This window comes from Pseudomonas sp. C2.3V (assembly GCF_058536325.1).
In genome coordinates, this window is record NZ_JBZUBN010000001.1 from 3,515,340 (window position 1) to 3,537,208 (window position 21,869).

General features: G+C 56.7%; 20 protein-coding genes and 1 pseudogene. 15 read left to right on the forward strand and 6 right to left on the reverse strand.

Annotated elements, in window-relative coordinates; genetic code table 11:
• Positions 1 to 101 precede the first annotated feature (101 nt).
• On the forward strand, positions 102 to 863 hold the full coding sequence (locus tag AC4LF3_RS16745) for a YkgJ family cysteine cluster protein (protein ID WP_010795745.1): 762 nt from the start codon (positions 102 to 104) through the stop codon (positions 861 to 863).
• A gap of 70 nt (positions 864 to 933) precedes the next feature.
• Here AC4LF3_RS16745 and gltP read toward each other — a convergent pair whose 3' ends face one another.
• Positions 934 to 2,280, reverse strand: a complete 1,347-nt coding sequence (gene gltP, locus AC4LF3_RS16750) for a glutamate/aspartate:proton symporter GltP (protein ID WP_010795746.1) — start codon at positions 2,278 to 2,280, stop codon at positions 934 to 936.
• 333 nt (positions 2,281 to 2,613) lie between these two features.
• Entirely contained in the window at positions 2,614 to 2,991 is a 378-nt protein-coding gene (locus AC4LF3_RS16755; protein ID WP_010795747.1) for a DUF6970 domain-containing protein, read from the reverse strand.
• Between the two features lie 122 nt (positions 2,992 to 3,113).
• Between AC4LF3_RS16755 and AC4LF3_RS16760 the strand changes: the two genes are divergently transcribed.
• The 3 genes from AC4LF3_RS16760 (at position 3,114) to AC4LF3_RS16770 (ending at position 5,377) form a co-directional block, all read left to right on the forward strand.
• A complete protein-coding gene (locus AC4LF3_RS16760; RefSeq protein ID WP_010795748.1) occupies positions 3,114 to 3,317 on the forward strand; it encodes a hypothetical protein in 204 nt (67 codons plus the stop codon).
• Between the two features lie 358 nt (positions 3,318 to 3,675).
• Positions 3,676 to 4,620: an extracellular solute-binding protein gene (locus tag AC4LF3_RS16765; protein WP_491835911.1), complete on the forward strand. Its 945-nt coding sequence runs from the start codon at positions 3,676 to 3,678 to the stop codon at positions 4,618 to 4,620.
• On the forward strand, positions 4,592 to 5,377 hold the full coding sequence (locus AC4LF3_RS16770; protein ID WP_173869037.1) for a molybdate ABC transporter permease subunit: 786 nt from the start codon (positions 4,592 to 4,594) through the stop codon (positions 5,375 to 5,377). Before AC4LF3_RS16765 ends, AC4LF3_RS16770 begins: the two co-directional genes overlap by 29 nt.
• 188 nt (positions 5,378 to 5,565) lie before the next feature.
• On the opposite strand, the gene AC4LF3_RS16775 is transcribed toward AC4LF3_RS16770, so the two are convergent.
• Both AC4LF3_RS16775 and AC4LF3_RS16780 read right to left on the reverse strand, forming a co-directional pair.
• Positions 5,566 to 6,021, reverse strand: a complete 456-nt coding sequence (locus AC4LF3_RS16775) for a DUF2267 domain-containing protein (RefSeq protein WP_122041647.1) — start codon at positions 6,019 to 6,021, stop codon at positions 5,566 to 5,568.
• Position 6,022: 1 nt separating this feature from the next.
• The gene (locus AC4LF3_RS16780; RefSeq protein WP_122041646.1) at positions 6,023 to 6,484 is read right to left on the reverse strand and encodes a DUF2267 domain-containing protein; all 462 of its coding nucleotides are present in this window, start codon (positions 6,482 to 6,484) and stop codon (positions 6,023 to 6,025) included.
• Positions 6,485 to 6,701: 217 nt separating this feature from the next.
• On the opposite strand from AC4LF3_RS16780, the gene AC4LF3_RS16785 reads away from it, so the two are divergent.
• Positions 6,702 to 8,060 carry an erythromycin esterase family protein gene (locus AC4LF3_RS16785; RefSeq protein ID WP_491835914.1) on the forward strand — a complete coding sequence of 453 codons (1,359 nt, stop codon included), beginning with the start codon at positions 6,702 to 6,704 and terminating at the stop codon, positions 8,058 to 8,060.
• A gap of 52 nt (positions 8,061 to 8,112) precedes the next feature.
• On the opposite strand, the gene AC4LF3_RS16790 is transcribed toward AC4LF3_RS16785, so the two are convergent.
• Positions 8,113 to 9,183 (reverse strand): SMP-30/gluconolactonase/LRE family protein, encoded by a 1,071-nt coding sequence (locus AC4LF3_RS16790; RefSeq protein WP_491835916.1) that lies wholly within the window; start codon positions 9,181 to 9,183, stop codon positions 8,113 to 8,115.
• Positions 9,184 to 9,486: 303 nt separating this feature from the next.
• Here AC4LF3_RS16790 and AC4LF3_RS16795 point away from each other — a divergent pair.
• From AC4LF3_RS16795 to AC4LF3_RS16805, 3 genes and pseudogenes are all read left to right on the forward strand, one after another.
• Positions 9,487 to 10,269, forward strand: a pseudogene (locus tag AC4LF3_RS16795) (MCP four helix bundle domain-containing protein); the annotation flags it as partial.
• A complete protein-coding gene (locus AC4LF3_RS16800; RefSeq protein ID WP_409438611.1) occupies positions 10,264 to 11,127 on the forward strand; it encodes a methyl-accepting chemotaxis protein in 864 nt (287 codons plus the stop codon). The pseudogene AC4LF3_RS16795 and the gene AC4LF3_RS16800, both read left to right, overlap by 6 nt.
• 349 nt (positions 11,128 to 11,476) lie before the next feature.
• On the forward strand, positions 11,477 to 11,803 hold the full coding sequence (locus AC4LF3_RS16805; RefSeq protein ID WP_491836317.1) for a thioredoxin family protein: 327 nt from the start codon (positions 11,477 to 11,479) through the stop codon (positions 11,801 to 11,803).
• Between the two features lie 41 nt (positions 11,804 to 11,844).
• On the opposite strand, the gene AC4LF3_RS16810 is transcribed toward AC4LF3_RS16805, so the two are convergent.
• Positions 11,845 to 12,888 (reverse strand): DUF748 domain-containing protein, encoded by a 1,044-nt coding sequence (locus tag AC4LF3_RS16810; RefSeq protein ID WP_010795759.1) that lies wholly within the window; start codon positions 12,886 to 12,888, stop codon positions 11,845 to 11,847.
• 253 nt (positions 12,889 to 13,141) lie between these two features.
• On the opposite strand from AC4LF3_RS16810, the gene AC4LF3_RS16815 reads away from it, so the two are divergent.
• The 7 genes from AC4LF3_RS16815 (at position 13,142) to AC4LF3_RS16845 (ending at position 21,756) form a co-directional block, all read left to right on the forward strand.
• Positions 13,142 to 14,077: an NADP-dependent oxidoreductase gene (locus AC4LF3_RS16815; RefSeq protein ID WP_491835918.1), complete on the forward strand. Its 936-nt coding sequence runs from the start codon at positions 13,142 to 13,144 to the stop codon at positions 14,075 to 14,077.
• A gap of 333 nt (positions 14,078 to 14,410) precedes the next feature.
• Positions 14,411 to 15,853, forward strand: coding sequence for a TldD/PmbA family protein (locus tag AC4LF3_RS16820; protein ID WP_491835920.1), 1,443 nt, complete (start codon positions 14,411 to 14,413; stop codon positions 15,851 to 15,853).
• Positions 15,853 to 17,205, forward strand: a complete 1,353-nt coding sequence (locus AC4LF3_RS16825; protein ID WP_491835922.1) for a TldD/PmbA family protein — start codon at positions 15,853 to 15,855, stop codon at positions 17,203 to 17,205. The genes AC4LF3_RS16820 and AC4LF3_RS16825 overlap by 1 nt, the downstream gene beginning before the upstream one ends.
• 99 nt (positions 17,206 to 17,304) lie before the next feature.
• On the forward strand, positions 17,305 to 19,131 hold the full coding sequence (locus AC4LF3_RS16830) for an ABC transporter ATP-binding protein (RefSeq protein WP_491835924.1): 1,827 nt from the start codon (positions 17,305 to 17,307) through the stop codon (positions 19,129 to 19,131).
• Between the two features lie 643 nt (positions 19,132 to 19,774).
• A complete protein-coding gene (locus AC4LF3_RS16835; protein WP_150346617.1) occupies positions 19,775 to 20,605 on the forward strand; it encodes an energy transducer TonB in 831 nt (276 codons plus the stop codon).
• A gap of 45 nt (positions 20,606 to 20,650) precedes the next feature.
• Complete coding sequence (locus tag AC4LF3_RS16840; RefSeq protein ID WP_019367444.1) at positions 20,651 to 21,355, forward strand: MotA/TolQ/ExbB proton channel family protein; 705 nt, start codon at positions 20,651 to 20,653, stop codon at positions 21,353 to 21,355.
• Entirely contained in the window at positions 21,355 to 21,756 is a 402-nt protein-coding gene (locus AC4LF3_RS16845; protein WP_010795766.1) for an ExbD/TolR family protein, read from the forward strand. The genes AC4LF3_RS16840 and AC4LF3_RS16845 overlap by 1 nt, the downstream gene beginning before the upstream one ends.
• Positions 21,757 to 21,869 lie beyond the last annotated feature (113 nt).

The following is a 21,869-nucleotide window of genomic DNA, read 5'->3' on the forward strand; positions in this document are numbered from 1 at the left end:
TCGCCAGCCCTTGCAAGGCTGGCGCGCTAATTGCTCGGAAGAGGTTTTCCTGGCGGCGGTGCCTGTTTTCCGCCGCTCGTTCAACCAGTTCTGGGTCCGACATGAATACTCGATTCGCCTGTAACGGCTGCGGCAAGTGCTGCAACGATCATCACGTCCCTTTGACGCTTCAGGAAGCCAAGGCCTGGGCAACCGATGGCGGCCAATTGATCATTCTGGTCGAAGGCTTTCTGGACAATGGCTACGGAGTGCCTGTCAACCAGCGTGAGCATGTACAACGCCGTTCGCTACCGGTTCGTTGCGGCAATACACAGGCCTACGTCTCTATCACCTTCGCCGCGTATAACGTTGGCCCGTGCCGCAACCTGGACGACAGTAATCGCTGTTCGATCTATGAGCGTCGCCCCTTGGTCTGCCGGATCTACCCCATGGAAATCAATCCGCATATTCCGCTGCGCCCGGATTTAAAGGACTGCGCGCCTGAAACCTGGCAGTCCGGCCCTGAGCTGATTCATGGGGGGCGCCTCATGGATACAGAGCTGGCAGCTCTGATCGAGCGCTCCCGGCAGGCGGACCGCGAAGAAGTAGGCGCAAAGGCGGAAATCTGCCGTTTGCTGGGCATTCGTACCATGGCGCTCAAGGGGGATGGCTATACCGTTTTCCTGCCAGACCTAGGTGCCTTCCTGAATGCAGTGGATCAGGTAGAGGCCAGCCCTGAACAACCCTGGCCGCCGCTTGAAGAGGAAGAGTGGTCAATGCGGGTTTCGAGCGATGACCTTGCCAGCCAACTCGAAGAAACCGGTGCCATGATCGCTTCGGCCCTGGAAAACATCGGGTTCATCTCGCTCAGCAAGGTATCCTGACAGACGAAAAACGGGCCGGTCACCAATCTGCACCCAAAAAAGAAGCCGCTTTTCAGCGGCTTCTTTTCGATCAGGATTGTGCAATATCCGACTTGGTCATGTTGCCGTATGCCTGCGTCTTATCATGACGCCAATGCGGCAGGGAGTTCCAGTAACGCTCGCCTTTTTCAGCGTCGTACAAACCTTCCCAACGGGCAATGACCAGAACCGCCAAGGCATTACCGATCACGTTCAGGGCCGTACGCGCCATGTCCATGATGCGGTCCACGCCGGCAATGAATGCCAGACCTTCCAATGGAATACCCACGCTGCCCAGGGTAGCCAGCAGCACCACGAAGGACACACCCGGTACACCGGCGATGCCCTTGGAGGTCACCATCAGGGTCAGGACCAGCAGAAGCTGCTGACCAAGGCTCAGATCGATGCCATAGAGCTGGGCGATGAAAATGGCGGCAATGCTCTGATACAGCGTCGAGCCGTCCAGATTGAAGGAATACCCTGTCGGAACCACAAAGCTGCTGATCGACTTGGGCGCACCATAGGCTTCCATCTTTTCGATGATACGCGGCAGTACGGTTTCGGAACTGGCCGTGGAATACGCCAGGATCAGCTCGTCCTTGAAGATACGGATCAGCTTCATGACCGAGAAGCCGAACAGCTTGGCCACCAGCCCCAGCACCACCAGGGCAAAGAACAGGATGGCGACATAAACCAGGATCACCAGCTTGGCCAGCGGCAGCAGCGAGGAGAAACCAAAGTTGGCCACGGTTACCGAAATCAGCGCGAACACACCGATGGGCGCGTAGCGCATGATCATGTGTGTAACCTTGAACATGGCTTCGGAAATGCCCTGGAACACACGAACCACGGGCTCACGCGTACTGTCAGGTAGCGCGCCCAGGCCCAGTCCAAACATCACCGAGAAAAAGATGATGGGCAGCATCTCGCCACGGGCCACCGCAGCAAAGATATTGGAAGGAATCAAGTTGAGGATGGTCGCTACGAGCGCATGGTCGTGCTGAACCTCCTGCGTGGTCTTCTGATACTGGGAGATATCCACCGTACCCAGGGTAGACATGTCGATTCCCGAGCCAGGCTGGAAGAAGTTGGCCAGCATCAGTCCCACCACAATGGCAATCGTGGTGACAATCTCAAAATACACGATGGTCTTGAGGCCGATGCGCCCCAGCTTTTTCGAGTCCCCTACCCCGGCGATGCCTACGATGAGGGTGGAGATCACGATGGGTATGACAATCATCTTGATCAGGCGAATGAAGATATCGCCGCCTGGCTTGAGAACATTGTCGATCCACCAGGCTTTTTCGCCGCTGAAGTGGTTGAGAAGCGCTCCGACTGCAATTCCCAGGGCAAGACCGATGAGAATCTGCCAGGCAAGACTAAGCTTGGGCTTGGACATGAATGTATATCCCCGTTGTTCTAGTTTTGGCGTTGTAATGGAAGGCGCCAGAAAAAGAGAATTGGCGCAAAAAGGCGGCCATCATTGGCTGACGAGACACTACCGTCTAATGCCGCTCCTATCTGCCCTATACCGATTCGGCATGGGCATGCCTCTTGATTTCCTTTAAAAACAAAGAGTTGGCTAGTCTACCACAGGCCAAAACAAACACAGCCGTCTAGAATATTTCTGAGGAATAGATCAGCTAAACGGTATTTCAAGGCCGTAGCCGCCAGGATCCGTACGCGGGCAATCACTTTTGCCGATGTTCAGGCTCAAGAGTACAACGGCACCCTAGTTCCTGGCAGGCGTGCGGCTGGCCTTGGAGGAGCGATCGTCCTGCCAGAGAGGCTCCATGCGCTGGCGATCCAGACTGAACGCAGGGCAGCGCCTATCACCACCGGCGATGCCACCGCTGGGATAACACCATAACGTACCGTCAACCCGGTAGAGTTCACTGGGTATGTCACAGCAGGCCGGAGAAACGTAATAAGCGGTCTCTCCCTCAAACGTCGTCCTGAAAATACGTCTGGGTGGATTGGCCTCAGGCAGCGCCTGTAACGACTTGATCCTGGCCTTTAACCAGTCCGGGGTATCTGCGGACTCCGTTGGGGTAGACACTTTCGAGCATCCTGCCACTGTCACCAACAGTAGTATCCATGCGATTCTCATGCAGCATTCCCTCTATTCATCGTTACGTCATTAAAGCAGATGGGCGAAAGTGCCGGAGGATCGCTCCGGAACTCGCCTTCGGGTGCAGGCTCGAAATAACGCACCCATCCGAGGACAACATCATGCACAAGACTCTTGCCTCTGCCGTCTTGCTGGCCAGTGCACTTGGCTTGGCCGCTTGTGAAAAGACTTCCGAAGACAACAAGACTGGCAGTCAGCCTACCAACGAGCAGGCGCAAGGCGCCGTGTCCAGCCCTGCCAGCGAGCAGGGCGTCAAGCAGGAACTGGCACCCGCTGCCAGAGCCTCTGACGAGAAGAAGCCCTAACGGTCGACTTACAGGCGTCTTACTCACGCAATAGCAAAAGGCTTACATCGCATGCCTGTAGTCAGCGCTATTGCCCGCGCCTTATCCTGCGTAATCTACACACATCGGACTGCAGCGCAGGAAGCGCTCAGGGAGATCAAGGATGAATGACCACGCCAGGATGGCAGCTTGCCAGGGATGTCGAGTATGGTCAGCAAAACCCGCTTCGGCGGGTTTTTTATTGCCTGCAAAAAGGTGCTCTTCCAACCGCTTTCGGACAGGTGGCCTCAAGCACGTTCAGCGCTGGCGCCGTCACGTTCATTGACAGCGCGTTGAAAATCCTTATCGCTATATAGCTAACTATATAGCGATTATGCAGATGAACCTCACTCTGAAAGCTCTTATTCCTTCACGCCTGCTGGGCGTTACACTTGTGTCGCTCCTCTTCTCGACCTCCCCTGCCCATGCGGCTGATGATTTTCGTGTGACCTATGCAGGGTCGATGGGCGTGGTGATGGATAAGTCGCTTGGCCCGGCTTTCGCGCAACGTGAACAGGTCAATTACCAGGGACAAGGCCAGGGCGCCTATGGCATGGCTAACTTATTGGCGTCCAGGAAAGTGGTAGCGGACGTTTTTGTATCCATCACGCCTGGGCCGATTGCCGTTCTGCAAAAGGCCGGGCTGGTCGATACCGCCGAACCGGTCGCCAGTACCAGCATGGTGATCGCCTACAACCCGAAGGGAAAATATGCCGAGGCATTTCGCGCCGCTAGTGAAAATCCGACGCAGGCGACTCCTTGGTGGAAAGTCCTGCAGACACCATCACTGCGCTTTGGCCGCACCGATCCGGTAACCGACCCCCAGGGACAAAACATTATCTTCACGCTGATGCTGGCCAGCCGGTATTACCATCAGCCTGATCTGGCTGAAAAGGTACTGGGCAACACGCGAAATCCGCAGCAGGTATTTGCCGAAGGAGGGCTGCTGACGCGGCTGGAAGCCGGTCAGGTCGACGCAGCCTCCGGCTATGAAAGTGCTACGCGCTCAGCCGGTTTGCCCTATATCAAGTTGCCGGACGAGATCAATCTGAGCAATCCGGCCATGGAGGCAGACTGGTACAACCAGGCCACCTTTGAGATTACCGACCCGCAAGGCAAGCGTAAGACACTCCATACCCAGCCGCTGGTGTTCTATGCCGCCGTCTTAAAAAACGCACCTCATCCTGAACAGGCTCAACAATTCATTGCGTTCATGAAGAGTCCGGAAGGCCAGGCGCTGTTCGAGAAAAACGGTTATGACCGCCCGAAAGGTGGGTCGATCTGAGTTGAACGCGCTCTGGTTGGGGATACCGGCGGTCCTTCTGTTGATCATCCCTTTCATGACACTGGTACTGGTCACGCCCTGGTCAGGCTTTCACCTTGCCTATGGCGATGGCCAGGCAGTGGCCGTATCACTGGGCATGAGCGCTATCTCATTGCCGATAATCATTCTGCTTGGCCTGCCCCTGGCCGTATGGCTGGCCAGGACTCGATCCGTGTGGCGAGGCGCAGTGGAAGTGGCTGTTCTCGTACCCCTGCTGGCGCCGCCCCTGGCGCTGGGTATCCTGTTGGTATCTGCCTACGGAGCCTATGGTTCGCTGGGGGAAGTGCTCTCTGCCATTGGCCTTGAACTCAATAACAACGCAGCCGCCTTTGTCCTGGCACAAATTTACGGCGGACTCCCCTACTTTGTACTGTCGGCTCGCTCGGCATTTGAGCAGGTGCCGGTAGAGACCGAAGAAGCCGGTAGAACGCTGGGTGCCTGTGCCTGGCAGATCTTTCTGCGGCTCACCCTACCCCAGGCAGCCCGCGGGCTGGCCGCTGCATTGGCCATTACCTGGGTAAGGGTGATAGGCGAGTTTGGCATCGTGCTGGTATTTAGCTATTTCCCGCAGGGGATTCCAGTCAAGCTGTTCATCAACCTGCAAAACGAAGGCGTCGACTCGGTATACACCCTGCTGTGGGTTCTGCTGATCACTACCCTTCCCCTCCCACTGTGGTGCGTGATGTGGGCGGGCCGCAGAGGAGCCGCGAGCCACTAGCACAGCGTTCTGCCTGCTGTCCTGAGCGCAATGGTCCGTGCCTTTTAACGGGCAAAAAAAAGCCCCAACAGGTGGGGCAGAAAAAGAAGTCAGGCAGCGAAGGAGGGTGGAAAGCTGCCTGCCTGATCACTGTATCGACACGGTTTGCCAGAGCTTGAGCCGCATTGAGTCAATTACCTAGAAAAAACTCAAACCGCTCCGTGTCCTGGATAGGGCAAGGGCTCATTGCTCCATAAACTGCGCAGGTCGAATGGCAGGCGTCCGGCAAACTCGGCCACGACTTCAGCCGGTATTTTCTTGCACATCACTTCAAGGGATGCCTTGACGCCGCGCTCGACCGAAATGTCGAGGTTGCGAAACACAGTTTCCTCAATGCGGCCCAAAAACTCGCTACGGCTTGTAGCCGGACTAGGTGCTGCTGGGCGCCAGTTCTCGAACATGGCCCCCTTCAATGGAATGGGTAGACACTTGGCCAGACGCGCGACCTGATCAGGATCGAGCTGCCGACGGACCGCTTGCAGCGTGCATTGCAAAGAGGTCATGGCAAGACGCCGGTTTCGAGTTCCCATACGCTCATCGACGTCCGCGATCCACTGCAAGGCCTGCTTTACGGACTGGTCCAGCTCTTCAACGTTGATGTGCATCTTACGCTTCCCCTTCCCGAGTGCCGGGCACACCGGTGTCTTCCGGCCAAAGGCTACGCAGCGGCATGGGGAACAGGCTGGCGACCTTGGCGACTTCGTTGGGGTCTATACGCTCATACAGGACACGTAGCACCGACTTGGCCGCCTTGTGCGGATCCAGATCGATCGAGGGTGATACAAGGCTGCTGATCTTTTTCAGGAAGGCGTCCTGGGTTTCTTCCTGGGTGGGTGTGCCCGCCGGATGGAAGTTCTCATAAAAAATACCGCGAATCATGAGGGGCAACTGGGCAGCCAGGTGAGCCGCGTTATCGATTCCGATACGGTCTCGTACCGAAAGCAGTACAGCGCGCAAGGCATGATAAGCCGTCTGTCGATCAGGAGCGCCCAGGTGCGTGGCGATATCGTCAAGCCACAGGTTCGTTTGCTGAATAGTTCGGTCCAACACCTCGACATTGGATGACATAGAGGTCCTCCTCGTGATTGCAGGATGAATTCGGTTGACCGTGCGTCTGTAATAATGTCGCAACGAAGCGGAGCCCCTGCCGATGACTGGTTTGGACGCCAGTGCGTTGGTCGCATGGCTGGAACATCCCCCTGCCGAGCCCTGTCTCTGATATAGGCATGACCGTACCCTACCGCCCATGGATAAAGGGCCTCACTGCATTCGCGAGGTAACAACCATGAGCGCACCGGCCAGAGAACGACTGCAACGCTTCCTGCGTCGATCATCCACCTCGGATCAACACACGATCGACATGCTCAGGCGCTATGCAGAACCGCTTCCGGACCTGGAAAGCCCTGATTTTGGCCCTCTCTTCGATCGCTACGCCGATGCACGGGTGGTGTTGATCGGCGAAGCCAGTCACGGCACATCCGATTTTTATCGGACCCGCGCCGCCATCACCCGCCACCTGATCGAGCACCATGGTTTTTCGATCGTGGCCGTCGAAGCGGACTGGCCGGACGCCGGCTACATAGATCGCTACGTGCGCGGGCGAACAAACGATGACTGGAAGGCAACGGGCTTCAAGCGCTTCCCCACCTGGATGTGGCGTAATACGGACGTAGAAGTCTTTACACAGTGGCTACGCGGCTATAACGAGCAACGAGCCCCTGAGGACCGGGTAGAGTTTCGTGGCCTGGATGTCTACAGCCTGCGCAACTCCATCGCCGAGGTGCTGGATTACCTGGGCAAAACCGACCCGGAACTAGCGAAGCAGGCCCGGGAGCGCTATAGCTGTCTTTCCCGTTGGCAGGACGAGCCGGCTATCTATGGCCACCTAGTAGAGCGTGCCGGAAAGGACTCCTGCGAAGACGCAGTCGTCAACCAGCTGCACAGCCTGCTCTCCACCCGGCTTGAAGAGCTTGCGCAGGATGAAGAAGACTTGTTCAACGCCAAGCAGAACGCTCGAGTGGTCCGGGCGGCAGAGCAATACTATCGGGCGATGTACCGCGGTTCGGTCGCCTCCTGGAATCTACGTGATCGACATATGTTCGATACCCTGCAAACCCTTCTGGAGCACCGTGGCCCGGAGGCAAAGGCCATTGTCTGGGCACACAACTCCCATGTGGGTAATGCCGATGCGACTGCCATGGGCTGGCGCGGTGAATTCAATATTGGTCAGCTGTGCCGCAGCGCCTACGAGCGGGAGGCCGTCCTGATTGGTATGGGCACTGACCGGGGAACCGTCGCGGCAGCAGACGACTGGGATGGCGAGATGTATATCAAGCAGGTTCGTCCTTCCCGTCACGACAGCTGGGAACATCGCTTCCTGAAGGCGGGTGTACCGGTGTCTCTTACTGATTGGCGGGACTTCCGGCGAGAGGATCTGCGTGAGGCCTTGGGTGAGCTAAATCTCAACCGCGCCATCGGCGTCATCTACCGACCTGAAACCGAGCGCATGAGCCACTACTTCGAAACGGTACTGGCCGATCAGTTCGATGCCTTCGTCTGGATTGAGGAAACCCAGGCCGTTACGCCGTTGGGCGATTCGGAAGCGGCAGGTTCGGCAGACGAGACCTACCCGTTCGGCCTGTAACCTTCTTTGGCCAGGCGCGACGGCATTCTGCGCTTGGCCAACCTCATGCCGCTCAGCTGTGACGGGCAGCTGTTGCATTCACATAGGTGGCATAGAGTGACTGCCCACCCGTAATGAACAGGCGGTTGCCCTTAGGCCCACCAAATTCCACATTGGACACTGTTTCCGGCAGATGCAGGGTAGCCAGTGGCTGGCCTTCAGGCGAAAAGACGCGAACACTGTTGTTAGCCGTATCTCCAGCCCAGCTGCACCAGAGATTGCCATCACTATCGCAGCGGAATCCATCGATTACACCATTCTTTGCATCGATCAGGACACGCCCCCCATCGAGCTTGCCGCCCTCGCCCACGTTAAACGCCCGCAGATGGCAGGGCTTGCTCGGATCACCGCCGCCGGCCGTATCACTGACATACAGGCGCTTGCCATCGGGTGAGAACGCGATACCGTTCGGACGCTGGAAATCTCCCACGGCCACCTGGGCCTCGCCACTTTGTGAATCGATGCGATAGACATTGGTCGGCAGCTCAAAGTCTGCCTTATGGCCTTCGTATGCCCCCAGGATTCCATAGCCCGGATCGGTAAACCAGACGGCGCCATCAGCCGCAACGACCACATCGTTCGGCGCGTTGAGCTTTTTGCCCTGGAACGCGTCCAGCAGTACCGTGATTGTGCCGTCATGCTCCAGGCGAGTTACCCGACGACTGTCGTGCTCACAGCTGATCAGCCGTCCTTCCCGGTCACGCGTATGGCCATTGGCATTATTGGACTGGGCGCTATACACCGTGACGCGACCGTCATCCTCATTCCAGCGCAGGATTCGCCCGGTAGGAATGTCACTGAAGAGAAGACAGCGCCAATCCGCCATCCATACGGGGCCTTCCGTCCAGCGACCGCCGCTCCAGAGGCGCTCTACCATCGCATTGCCCAGCCGCCCGGTAAATGCCTTGTCATGAATCTCCCAGGCAGGATCAGGCATGACGGTAGCCGGTGTCCCGTTCCAGTCACGGGTGAGGCCAAACGGATCGCCGGAGGGGGTATTGGTAGCTGCCAGCGCACTGCCAGCCGCCAGCGCTGCGGCCGAGGTGAGTGAAACAGTAAGAAATTCGCGACGCGCGAAAGCCATTCTGCATTCCTTATTGTGATTGTTAGAGGAAGTCGTCAAACGCCCACCCTAGAGAGGACGAAGCAAATAGTCTGACTAAAGAACTGTAGAACAGCGCGATATAAATGCCATCCTTTCAACAGCATTTCGCCAACCATCCCTCATTACAACTCAAGTTTCCCGCCTTCCAGTCGATGTATGACGAAGGGTGAGCAATGGGCGTAACCCAGCTAAACGATGCCCTACGCCCACTAAATACGTTTGATTACTCATGCTAGAGCGATGATGTTCAGACCTCGCTCACCTTTATTTCAGGGACACACCATGGCCTGGTTTGCCAATGCAAGACTTGCAACAAAGTTGCTAATTGCCTTTCTTTTATGCGCACTGATCACCTTGGCGGTCGGCCTGTTGGGCAAACAGAGCATCGACTCGCTCTCCGATGATCTGGACAACGCCATCCACAACGATCTGGCCTCGGTACTAGCAATCAACACGCTCTACCGAAACGCCATTGCCCATAACCGCGATCTCTACAAAGTGCTGGCACTCAAGGCCGCGAATGCGGAACCCGCCGAAGTTCAAATAGCCCTGGACTCGCTGAAAGAGAACGGCGGGACGGTTGATAAAGCATTCGTGGATTATCGAGCGACCCCTCTGGATGGCGAGGAAAAGGCCGAAGGCGACAAATTTGCCAACGATTGGCCCGCCTATACTGCCAGCGTGGACAAAGTCATCTCGGCACTAAGTCGGGGGGAGCTTGAGACCGCTGTGAAGATAACCAACAGCGAGACCTATCCGGCTTATCGCAAGGCTGTTGGCGAGCTGAAGAACATTCTGACCATCAACATCAAGCAGAGCGAAGAAAGTGCCGCCGATGCGATGCATACGCAGAAAAGCGCCAACCTGACGCTGCTCACGGGCATTATCATCGCCTTCTTCCTGGCCATTGGTCTGGGTCTTCTGATCACTCGCATGATTACTCGCCCGCTGCATTCGGCGGTGGATAACGCCAAGCGCATTGCCCAAGGAGATCTGACCCAGCATATTCAGGCTCATACCCAGGATGAGACCGGTCAGCTACTGGTGGCACTGTCCAACATGCAGGGCAGCCTCAAGGACACCCTGCAGGAAATTGCCCATGCCTCCCATCAGCTGGCATCGGCAGCCGAAGAGCTCAGTGCGGTAACCGAGGAAAGTACCCAGGGACTGACTCGCCAGAATGACGAGATCCAGCAGGCCGCCACGGCAGTCAACGAGATGACCGCTGCGGTGGAAGAAGTGGCACGTAACGCCGTTTCGACGTCCGAAGTTTCTCAGGCCACCAGCCAGGACGCCATGACCGGCCGCAATCAGGTACAGGAAGCCGTAACGGCCATCAATGTCATGACATCGGAAATCACCGCCTCCACTGACAAGGTTGGCACATTGGCTGGTCAGGTGCGCGATATCGCTAAGGTGCTGGACGTGATCCGTGCCATCGCCGAGCAGACCAACCTATTGGCACTGAACGCCGCGATCGAGGCGGCCCGTGCCGGTGAGCAGGGTCGTGGTTTCGCCGTGGTAGCCGATGAAGTGCGTGCGCTGGCCCATCGCACACAGGCCTCCACCGGAGAGATTGAAAGCATGATCAGTACGGTACGCGCCGGGGCGGATCAGGCAGTAGAAGCCATGGTGAAGAGCCAGTCGCTGGCCACTAACACCCAAAGCCTGGCGATTGCTGCCGGCGATGCGCTGACCCGGATCACCGAAGGTGTATCGCAGATCAACGAGCGCAACCTGGTAATTGCCAGTGCGTCCGAAGAGCAGGCCCAGGTCGCCCGGGAGGTCGACCGTAATCTGGTCAACATCCAGGACCTGTCGGCCCAGACTGCCGCAGGGGCTAACCAGACCAGCGCCTCAAGCCAGGAACTGTCCCGCTTGGCGACCTCATTCAACACCATGGTGGCACGCTTCAAGCTGTAACGCGGTAATACTGGAAAGCCCGCTTCGGCGGGCTTTTTCATGCGCGGTACTTTTTAGCAGGCAAACAAAAACCCCGCCTAAGCGGGGTTTTCTGACCGGACTCAATGTCCTTATCGAGTTTGCCATCCTGGCTCGGTCATCATCCTTGACCTTCGTATGAGCGCGTCCTGCGCTGCTGTCCGATATGTGTAGATTACGCACAGGCCCGGCAGCGTCATAGCGCCAACTGTGGTAATGCTGTGTAAGCCTTTTGCTATATCGCTGTAGGACATGGCAACGGCTTTCGAGATATTCCCTGGCGATCGGTGGTCTGCTGTAAGGTATCCCTTGACGCTTCAGGAGTCCCCTTATAGCCATGAACACTACCTATGCTGCGCAGGAGCCCAGCCGCAATGAGGTCGATGCGCTCGAAGGTGCCACGCTCATCGAGTTCGGCGCGCCCTGGTGCGGCTTCTGTCGGGCCGCACAACCTTTGATCGAGCAAGCCTTCCAGGATCACCCAGCTATTCGTCATCTCAAGATCGAGGATGGCAGCGGCCGGCGACTAGGCCGCTCCTTCAAAGTCAAGCTCTGGCCTACGCTGATCTTCTTTCGAAACGGCCAGGAAATCTCTCGTCTGGTGCGTCCCGCCAATACCGACGATATCCGGCAGGGCCTGGCGGGCATTGATCAGTGACTGGCAGGCAAGGCGAAAGCACCCTTCGCCTTGCCGCCCGGCTAATGAGCCCCTGGTACCACCGAGTCGATAAACTGCTGCCGGAAGGATGCCTTGGGATCGAGCCGAAGCTCATTCGCATTAATGACGCCTGCCAACCGCAACGTGACCCCGTCGTCCGGATCCTGTGGGTCATCCTGATCAGTCAGTTTGGCCGCCACACTGGCGATGCCTTCCTTCAGAGTGCCCAAGACGCCTTTTTCCTTTACGTCCTTTTCCAGCGAAACCATTTTGAGGTTTTCGTACCGGGGCTTCGTATAGGCCGTGAAGTTACCCTGTTGCGCCGAGACGTGTGTTCGTGAAGACAGCGTGCCCTGCTCTACATCGATATTGGCATAAGCCCGGAAAAAATCATTCAGCCGGCTGAGCGGCAAATCATCGATTGCGCTGTCCATCTCAAACGTCGGGTTGGGCGACAGACCATCCAGACGCAAGCGGGTCGTCATGCTGCCGGCCCCCATGGGATTACCCGTCATTTCTGATTCTGCCCAGAGCGGATCATCGACATTGTCTGCATTGGCCAGATTACGAGTAACCGACTCTATGTTACTGATGTAAAGCGTCACGGGGCGTTCTGGACGCTTGTCGATCAATTGAATTATTCCATCATGGATTTCCGACTGATTCGGCGGTAGCGGCGATAAGGCATCGACCTGTTGCAACCAGCTCGAATCGATTCCAGTCTGACTATGACTTTCGCTATCTGCTAGTACAAAGGTCAGCACCGGGCGATACATGTGCATCAGTCCCACAGGTTTTGCATCGACAAACTTTCCCCATTGGGTCCAGCTATCGATGCGCTCAGCCTCGAAGAACGGCTCCGGCACTGCACCGTTGGACTTTTCGATCCGAACGTTCTTGAGCGTGTAGCCGCCTTTCAACAGGCTGACGTCCACGTCTTCGATGGTGGCTCGATACCCCGGTATTTCGTTGAGCGTCTGCTCTACGTAGCGGTGGATACCATAAGGTGCTGCCAGTCGCGCCAGGACAAGCACGGCGACTACAATAAGCAGCACAGGAAGCGTTTTATCAGACGTACGTTTCATGAAACCTCTAGCAGACAGTCATCATGCGGTAAGCACTAGACCCGCAGGAGTCGCCTGAAATTTGTCTGGCCAGACGACCGGCATGGCTCGAAAACGGGAAAAACGCCTTGATTCAACGTGTTTTATGACAAGCGAGACGCTAACTACTTCGCACCTGAAGCAGGTCAATGCAACTCTTGCATTGAAAAGAACCTAACAACATCACCTATCAGACGGCCACGGCGGCCGCTCTCCCTACTTCATGGAGAATTCGATGAAAGCTGTTCAGATTCACTCCTATGGCGATGCCAGTGTCCTTACCTATACTGACGTGGAAAAGCCGACCCTGAACCCCGACGATGTATTGATTCGTGTGGTGGCTTCCTCGGTCAATCCCGTCGATTGGAAAATCCGCCAGGGTTATCTGAAGGACATGCTGCCCTACGACCTGCCTGTGACCCTGGGCTGGGACGTTTCCGGCATCGTTGAAGAAGTCGGTGCGAGCGTTACTCGCGTCAAGAAAGGCGATGCGGTCTATTCCCGCCCGGACATCAAGCGCAATGGCACCTACGCCGAATACATCGCGGTGCGCGAAAGCGAAGTGGCCTGCAAACCCAAGACGCTGTCCCATGCCGATTCCGCCTCCCTGCCCCTGGCCGGTATCACGGCTTGGGAAGCCATCGTGCATGTGGGCCAGACCCAGCCGGGTCAGAAGGTACTGATTCATGCGGCCTCAGGCGGCGTCGGCACACTGGCTGTACAGCTGGCCAAATGGCGCGGCGCTCAGGTGATTGCCACCTGCTCCGAAAAGAACCGCAAGCTTGTCGAATCCCTGGGTGCTGATCAGGTCATCGACTACAAGAGCCAGAAGTTCCAGGAGATCGTAAAAGACGCCGATCTGGTTTTCGATACCCTGGGCGGCGAGGTGCAGGAAGCATCGTTTAGCGTGCTCAAGCCTGGCGGCATTCTGGTTTCCATCATTGCACCGCCGTCGGAAGAAAAGGCCAAGGCCCACAATGTCCGCAGTGCGTTTATCTTCATCGAGCCCAATGCCGAGATCCTGCAGGAGCTAGCACGTCTGGCAGACAGCGGTCATCTGCGCCCGGTCGTGTCGGCCGAGTTCGCACTAAAGGACATTGCCAAGGCCCATGAGGCAAGCGAATCCGGCCGTACAGTAGGCAAGATCGTCATCCACGTGGGACAGCCCTGATCCCACTGCTGGACGCAGGCCACGCTGCGTCCAGTCCTTTCATGGTAGTTTCATACCGTTCCCTCCCCGACCCGTCTATTCTTTCCCCTCAGCATTGCTGAAACAGCTCGATCCCGTCTAAACCAAGGCATACAGGCATTTTGCCTTGATTAAACCTGGCACAACTTTTTCATAGACCCCAGCTCTCTTGGATGAGAACAACAAAAGGAGCGGATCAGGCACCAACACGGTTCCTTTTCTGTTTTGGCGGACTTGAACGAGTCCAGACAAGTGCACGGTAGAGACTCAAAAGGTCTGTACCCGGGCGCTTCGGATATGAGGAATACCCTCGCTATGTTCGATGTGACTGCGTCTTTGCAACAACGCTTCGCCTTACTTCACAGTCGCGCTGACACCTGGTCCCTGCGTTATGTCAGCGAAACCACCCATGCCTTGAGCGTCACCCGAAATGTCATCGATCCGCCCTTCTTCCAGAGGGACGAAGGCGCAATGGTCTATGTTCGCCTGGATGGGATCGAGACCTATGCAGCAACCTCGGACCTCACCGTAGCGGGTCTTCAAAAAGCCCTCAAGCAGGCCGAGCAGTATGCCCAGGTACTGGCCCGGCATAGCCTGATCGACTTTACCGATATGCCGGTGGCCACGGCCAGGGCGGATTACCTTTCGCCCAACCTGGACAAGGCCTTTCCCGATACCCGCGAATGGCTCGACATCCTGGCGGCGGAGTCTGCTTCCGTTCCGGGCAACGAGCGCTTCGTGGATTGGTCCGCCCAGCTCAACATTGTCGAGACCGAGCAGATCTACCTGAACAACCACGGCGCCTGCGTACGGCAGGCCCAGCGGTTTCTCTTCCCCGACATGCACGTTACCGCCTATGACGGCACCGATACACAGACCCGTACCCTCGGCTTTGGCCGCTTGGGTCAGCAAGGCGGTCGGGAAGCGGTGGAGCGCATCGGGTTGATCGGCTGCGCACCGCGCCTGGCCGATGAGGCGCTGCAATTGCTGCTCGCGCCGAACACACCCAATGAGACGCTTGATCTGCTGCTGATGCCTGATCAGATGATCCTCCAGATTCATGAGTCCATCGGTCATCCGCTGGAGCTGGATCGCATCCTGGGCGATGAGCGTAACTATGCGGGAACGAGCTTTGTCACACCCGACATGTTCGGAAATTACCGGTACGGCTCCGAGCTGCTCAACGTAAGCTTCGATCCCGACATTCCCGAAGAGATTGCCAGCTACAGCCATGACGATGACGGCAGCCCGGCGCGTAAGGCGTTGTTGATTGAAGGCGGTATTCTCAAGCGACCCTTGGGGGGTGCACTTTCACAGCGACGCAGTGGCATGGCAGGCGTCGCAAACAGCCGGGCCTGCAGCTGGAACCGCCCTCCCATCGACCGGATGGCCAACCTGAACGTTGAGAATGGCGACCAGTCCCTTGCGCAGCTGATCGCCAGGATCGAGCGGGGCGTGCTCATGGCCAGCAACCGCTCCTGGTCCATTGACGACGCACGTAACAAATTCCAGTTTGGCTGCGAATGGGGGCAGATGATCGAGAATGGGCAGCTTACCCATGTTGTGAAGAATCCCAACTACCGCGGCGTTTCCGCTCAGTTCTGGCGTAGCCTGTCGGCAGTGGGCGATGCCTCGACGCGCGAAGTCATGGGTACCACCCATTGTGGCAAGGGTGAGCCCAACCAGGCTATTCGGGTCGGCCATGCGAGTCCCGCCTGTGTGTTCAGCCACGTCGATGTATTCGGAGGAGAAGCCTGATGCCTATAACCCCACTCGCCTCCACCGAAAAGCCGGCCGATGTCTTCGCAGCCCTAGTGGACTGGTTGCGTACCGCTGTATCAGCTGAAGAACACTTCACGCTCTGGTACAGCGCTGAAGCATCCGATTTTATCCGCCTCAACCATGCCAAGGTCCGACAGGCCGGCCATGTTCAACAGGCGGAGGCAACGCTCAAGCTGATCCAGGGTGAGCGCCATGCCAGCTTCAAAGTAACGCTATCAGGTAACCCTGCGGCCGATCGCAGCGCCCTGCAGGATGCGCTGGCTTCATTGCGCAAACTCGTGGCGGCCCTGCCGGCAGATCCCTATTTGCTGATGGACACCAGCCCCTGGCGCAGTGAAAACATTCAGTCGGGTAATCTTGCGTCAGCAGAGGAAATCGCCGAGCAGGTCAGCACACTGGCGGGTGCTCAGGACCTTGTAGGCTTTTATGCCGGCGGCCCTGTCTATCGCGGCTTTGCCAGCTCATGGGGCAGCCTGGGTTGGCACGAAGCCAGCAGCTGCACCTTTGACAGGAGCCTCTTCGAGCCGCAGGGCAATGCCGTCAAATCCATGTATGCCGGCACTTCCTGGGATCGCGAACAGGTGGCCGCACAGATGGACAGCGCCCAGCGTCAGCTTGCGCACTTCAACAAGCCAATCCGGCAGCTTTCGCCCGGTGAGTATCGTGCATACCTTGCTCCAGCGGCCTTGAACGAGGTGGTAGGCCTGCTGAACTGGGGCAGCTTTTCTGCCCGGCAACTGGCAACCAAGCGGAGTGCACTGCAAAAACTGCACAGTGAACACATGCTGCTCAGCCCATTGGTAAGCTGGACGGAGCAGGCATCTGGCTCACTGGCTCCTGCGTTCACCCCGGCCGGGTTCCAACGGCAGGACCAGCCGCTCGTCGAGGCTGGCAGGATGGTTGGCCAGCTCGTCAGCCCGCGCAGTGCACGTGAGTACGGTCTGACGCAGAACGGCGTCGGCAATGGCGAAAGCTCACAATCGCTGGTGATGAAAGCTGGGGATCTGGCTGATGACGCCATTCTGAAAACCCTGGATACCGGGCTGTATATCGGCAATCTCTGGTACCTGAATTATTCGGATATCACCGTGGCTCGTCTGACCGGCATGACGCGCTTTGCCTGTTTCTGGGTAGAAAATGGAGAGATCGTCGCGCCAGTCAGTACGATGCGCTTTGATGACAGCGTCTTCAATTTCCTGGGCTCCAGCCTGGAAGCCGTGACCCAACGGCGCGACCTGTGCGTCAGCGACAGCACCTACGGTCAGCGACATACCGACTCAACCCTGTTGCCCGGCGTTTTGACCAGCCGATTCACGCTCACGCTCTAGCTTATCCCCGCTTTGCCCGGTCGCCTCCTCCCATAGCAGGTAACCGGGCCGTTTTCGCTGTGATTGTTGCTGATCTTTCGACTTAGCCAGGACTATCCGATGTCTGACGATCCCGCTGAACCCCTGACGATTCCACCCGGCACGCCGCGGGCGTTTATCTGGCATTACAACCGGCTGTATCCTGGCTGGAATATAGCCATCGTTCTGCTGCAACTCTGTGCAGCGGCCTGTACCACACTGATTCCCTATGCCATCGGTGAAATCACCGGCGCTGTCAGCCAGGGACTTTGGAGCAGCACCGATGTACTGGAGGCCTGCCTGCCCTACCTTCTGCTGCTGGCCGGATTGGCATTAGGTGAAATGCTGTTCTCACGCACCATGAGTATCTGCATGATCATTGTGCGGCCGATGCAGAAACGCCGGGTCACCGGCGATCTTTTCGCCTATCTGCAACAGCACTCCCACCGCTATTTCAGCGAACGGTTTGCTGGCAGTCTGTCCCAGCGCATCAGTGAAGCCAGCGTGGGACTGCTCGAAATCAACTATATGGCCGTGGTGGAGCTTATGCCGATTGCGGTGACACTCATCGGCTCGCTGTTGTTGCTGGCTACGGCGTCCGTCTGGTTGAGCCTGAGCCTTTTGGCCTGGATGCTCATTTATGTCACGGCCTCTTACCAGATGGCCAGACGTGCTCAGGTGTTTGCCCATGCCCATTCTGAAGCACGCAGCACCACCTCCGGCAAAGTAGTCGATGCTGTCACCAACCTGAGCAGCGTTCGGCTTTTTGCCAGAAACCAGTATGAGCGGCAGTACCTGGACCGTTATCTTTCCCGGGAAAAGCAGGCGGCCCGTCGCTCATTCTTCTTCATGGAACGGGTGCGCTGGTTTCAGGATGCCATGGCTTTAGTTCTGCGGCTGGGTCTGATCATTCTGGCCTTGTATCTTTGGCACATAAACCGAATCGATGTCGCTCAGTTCGTCATGGTCGCCAGCCTTGGCTTATTGATCGTGGCCAACGCCAAATACCTAAGTTATCAGTTCCTGCACTTTTTTGAGTCGAGCGGCAATATTCAGAACAGTGTCGATACCTTAATAAAACCCCATGAATACCCGGACCGAGAAACGGCACAGGACATAAAAATCGAGCGCGGCGATATTGAGCTTGAAAATGTGACGTTTGGATATTCGGCCACCCGCCCTATACTCCAAAACTTCTCACTCAAAATACCGGCCGGACAACGCGTGGGGATAGTAGGGTATTCCGGCTCAGGAAAGTCCACATTATTAAATTTGTTACTTCGCCTATATGAACCGCAAGAGGGCAATATTCGAATTGACGGCATTGAAATACGCGACATGACATATGAGTCGCTTTACCGACAAGTAGGTCTTATTCCCCAGGAGCCTGGTTTATTTCATCGCACGTTGAGTGAAAACATCGGATATGGAAAAGAAAAAGCCAAACAGGATGATATTGAAATAGCGGCACGCCGTGCACATGCCCATGATTTCATTAAACACATGGAGCAGGGTTATGAAGCATTGGTAGGTGAGCGTGGCGTTAAACTCTCCGGCGGCCAACGGCAACGTATCGCCATTGCCCGGGTACTGATAAAAAACGCTCCGATTCTCATTATGGATGAAGCGACATCCAGTCTTGATTCGGAGACGGAGCGCCTTATTCAAAACAGCCTTGATGAAATCATGGGCAATAAGACCGTTCTGGTCGTTGCACATCGTCTATCCACCATTGCCCACTTGGATCGAATCCTGGTGATGGATAAGGGGCGAATTATCGAAGACGGCAGCCACCATGAGCTCCTGGCCAGGAAAGGTGCCTACGCCAACCTTTGGGCCCATCAGGCAAATGGTAGCTTTGGTGTGGAAATCACAGCGACCGAGGATGAAGTCGCCTCGGTAAAGTAACACGTCCTGCAGGCTTTCCTTCCGCTTAACCGTGCCTTAGCTAAGGCACGGTTCGTTTATAACCTCATCACTATTTATTTTAATTAGTTATCAAACGATGCGGAATACTTGCAATTTGATGAACAAAATTTAATGACCAACCAGTCATATCAAGGACACTTATCATCAACTTATAAAATATTTAATGAGTTATTAAATGGCTTCAGTTTAGTCTCACCCTGCCTGCTCTAAAAAAGAGATGACCGCACACAAACAGTGCAGTTACACAACAAAAAATGTATCTAAGCTGACCCCAAAAAGTCGCTTGACCGTATAAATGCTCCAATTTTGCGACCATTCAGCAGCCATTCAGAAATTTGATAAATTTTCGTTACATTGGCACATGCATTGCTCAGTAAAAGACGTTGATGATTCTCACCAACCCGCTGGGAATTAAGATGAAAACAACAACGCCGTACTTATCGGATTGCCTCAATGTGCTGAACGCACTTTTGGTAACTAAGGGCCAAAAGCCCTGTTCGACTGATGCAGCCAATACTACAACGTAAGCAACGTCCTAACTAATTACGACGCGCTGTTACTTGGAGCGGGCCTTTATTGGCTCGATGGCTTCGTGTTGTCGATTTAATGCAGAGGACGTTTGATGGGTAATGCTGTTACTAAAGTTGAAGCCGGAGGGCTTCATACCAATAAGGCGAGCCAAACTCAGGTATTAGATATACCGTTCAAACCGAACCGTTCTTCGTTACGTAGTGTATCGCGTCGAGACTTATCGCTATTGGCAGGGTTATCTCTTCTGCTTCATGGCGGTATCTGGTGGTACATCAATAACGCGCCGGCTGAACAACTGGAAACACCACCCAAGATCCCCGAAATGGTCGTGGAATTTTCTAGCCCTACGCCGCCTGCGCCGGAGCCACCTCCGCCCCCGCCTCCTCCTCCTCCACCGCCGCCTGAGCCCGAACCGCCCAAGGTCGAGGAGCCTGCGCCGCCGCCGGTGGACGAGAATGCCGTCAAGCCACCGCCCAAGCCCGAGAAGCCAAAGCCCAAGCCGGTTGAAAAACCCAAGCCCAAGCCTAAGCCCGTGCAAAAGCCTACACCGCCTGCGCCACCCGCGCCGCAGCCAACCCCTGCGCCACCGGCTCCCAAAGCGCCGCCTGCACCGCCCGCCCCACCGGCGCCGGTCAAGGAAACCGCTGCGGTTTCAGGTCTCGCCAGCCTGGGTAATCCGCCGCCTGAATACCCCTCGCTGGCGTTGCGCCGGGGTTGGGAAGGCAGTGTCACCCTGCGTATTCGTGTTCTGCCCAATGGGCGAGCCGGCAGCGTGGACGTGACCAAGTCCAGTGGCAAGAAGCAGCTGGATGATGCAGCGGTAGAAGCAGTACGCGGCTGGAAATTCATACCGGCCAAGCGCGGCGATACGCCTATCGAAGGCTTCGCCACACAGACCATTGATTTCAAGCTGCCTCAATAACCAACGGCCGCTTGTACCGACAAGACGATTTACGAGGGTAACGATATGAACAGCTCACTGACTTCCTTGATTGTTCCCGGCGTACTTTGGGCGCTGATTCTGTTTTCCGTAGTGACCTGGGCGATCCTGCTCATCAAGGGTATCCAGTTCACCAAGCAGAAAGGCGAGAACAAGCGCTTCCAGAAAGCCTTCTGGGCGGCGCCGGATCTGCTCACTGCCGCCGAGCATTCTGCGCAATACCCAGGCGCTCTAGCCCGTATCGCCAACAGCGGCTTTGCCGCACTGGTCACCACCGAGTCCCCCAAGAATACCCAGCAGCTGGCCCAGACCATCAACCGATCGGATCGCCTTGAACGCAACCTGCGCCAGCAGATCCAGAAGGAGCGGCGTGCATTGGAAAGTGGCCTGGCGATTCTGGCCAGTATCGGCAGTACCTCGCCCTTCATCGGTCTGTTCGGCACCGTATGGGGCATCATGGAAGCCCTGCAGAGCATCGGCGCTTCCGGCTCTGCCAGCCTTGAAACCGTGGCAGGCCCTATCGGTCATGCCCTGATCGCGACCGGTGTGGGGATTGCCGTCGCGGTTCCTGCGGTGCTGGTCTACAACTTCTTCCTGCGTCGCCTGAAGCTGGCCGCCGCCCTGATGGAAGACTTCGCCCACGACTTCGACAGCCTGGCCCAGCGCAGCGCCTTTGTGGTGACCCGCCAGCCGATATCCCACACTGCCGCTGACATGAGGGAGGCTAGCTAATGTCCTTTTCAACCCAAGACAGCGATGAAGTACTGAGCGAGATGAACGTCACGCCCCTGGTGGATGTGATGCTGGTACTGCTCGTGGTGTTTATCGTGACGGCGCCGCTGATGACCAATGCCATCAAGGTCAACCTGCCCAAGACCGACGCCGTCGCTCCGGCCGAGCAGAAGGACCCGGTGATCGTCAGTGTAGACAAGGACGGCAAGTTCTATCTGGACAAGTCCGAGCTGCAACCCGAACTCCTGGAGACCAGCCTCAAGGATGTGAAAGCCAAGGACCCGGAAGTGCGCGTCCGGCTGCAAGCCGATGAAGGCGTGAATTATGGACAGGTCGCCAAGGCCATGGCGTCCATTGAACGTTCGGGAATCACCCGCATCGCGGTCATGACCTCCCGCTAGATCCCCCGCTGTACAGCCGTCCCGCTTGCGCTTGCGTAAGCGGGTTGGGGAACGGCTGCTTCAAAAAAGAGAAATCGCCCGGGAAGGCACAACCCACCGGCGCGCAGGCGGCC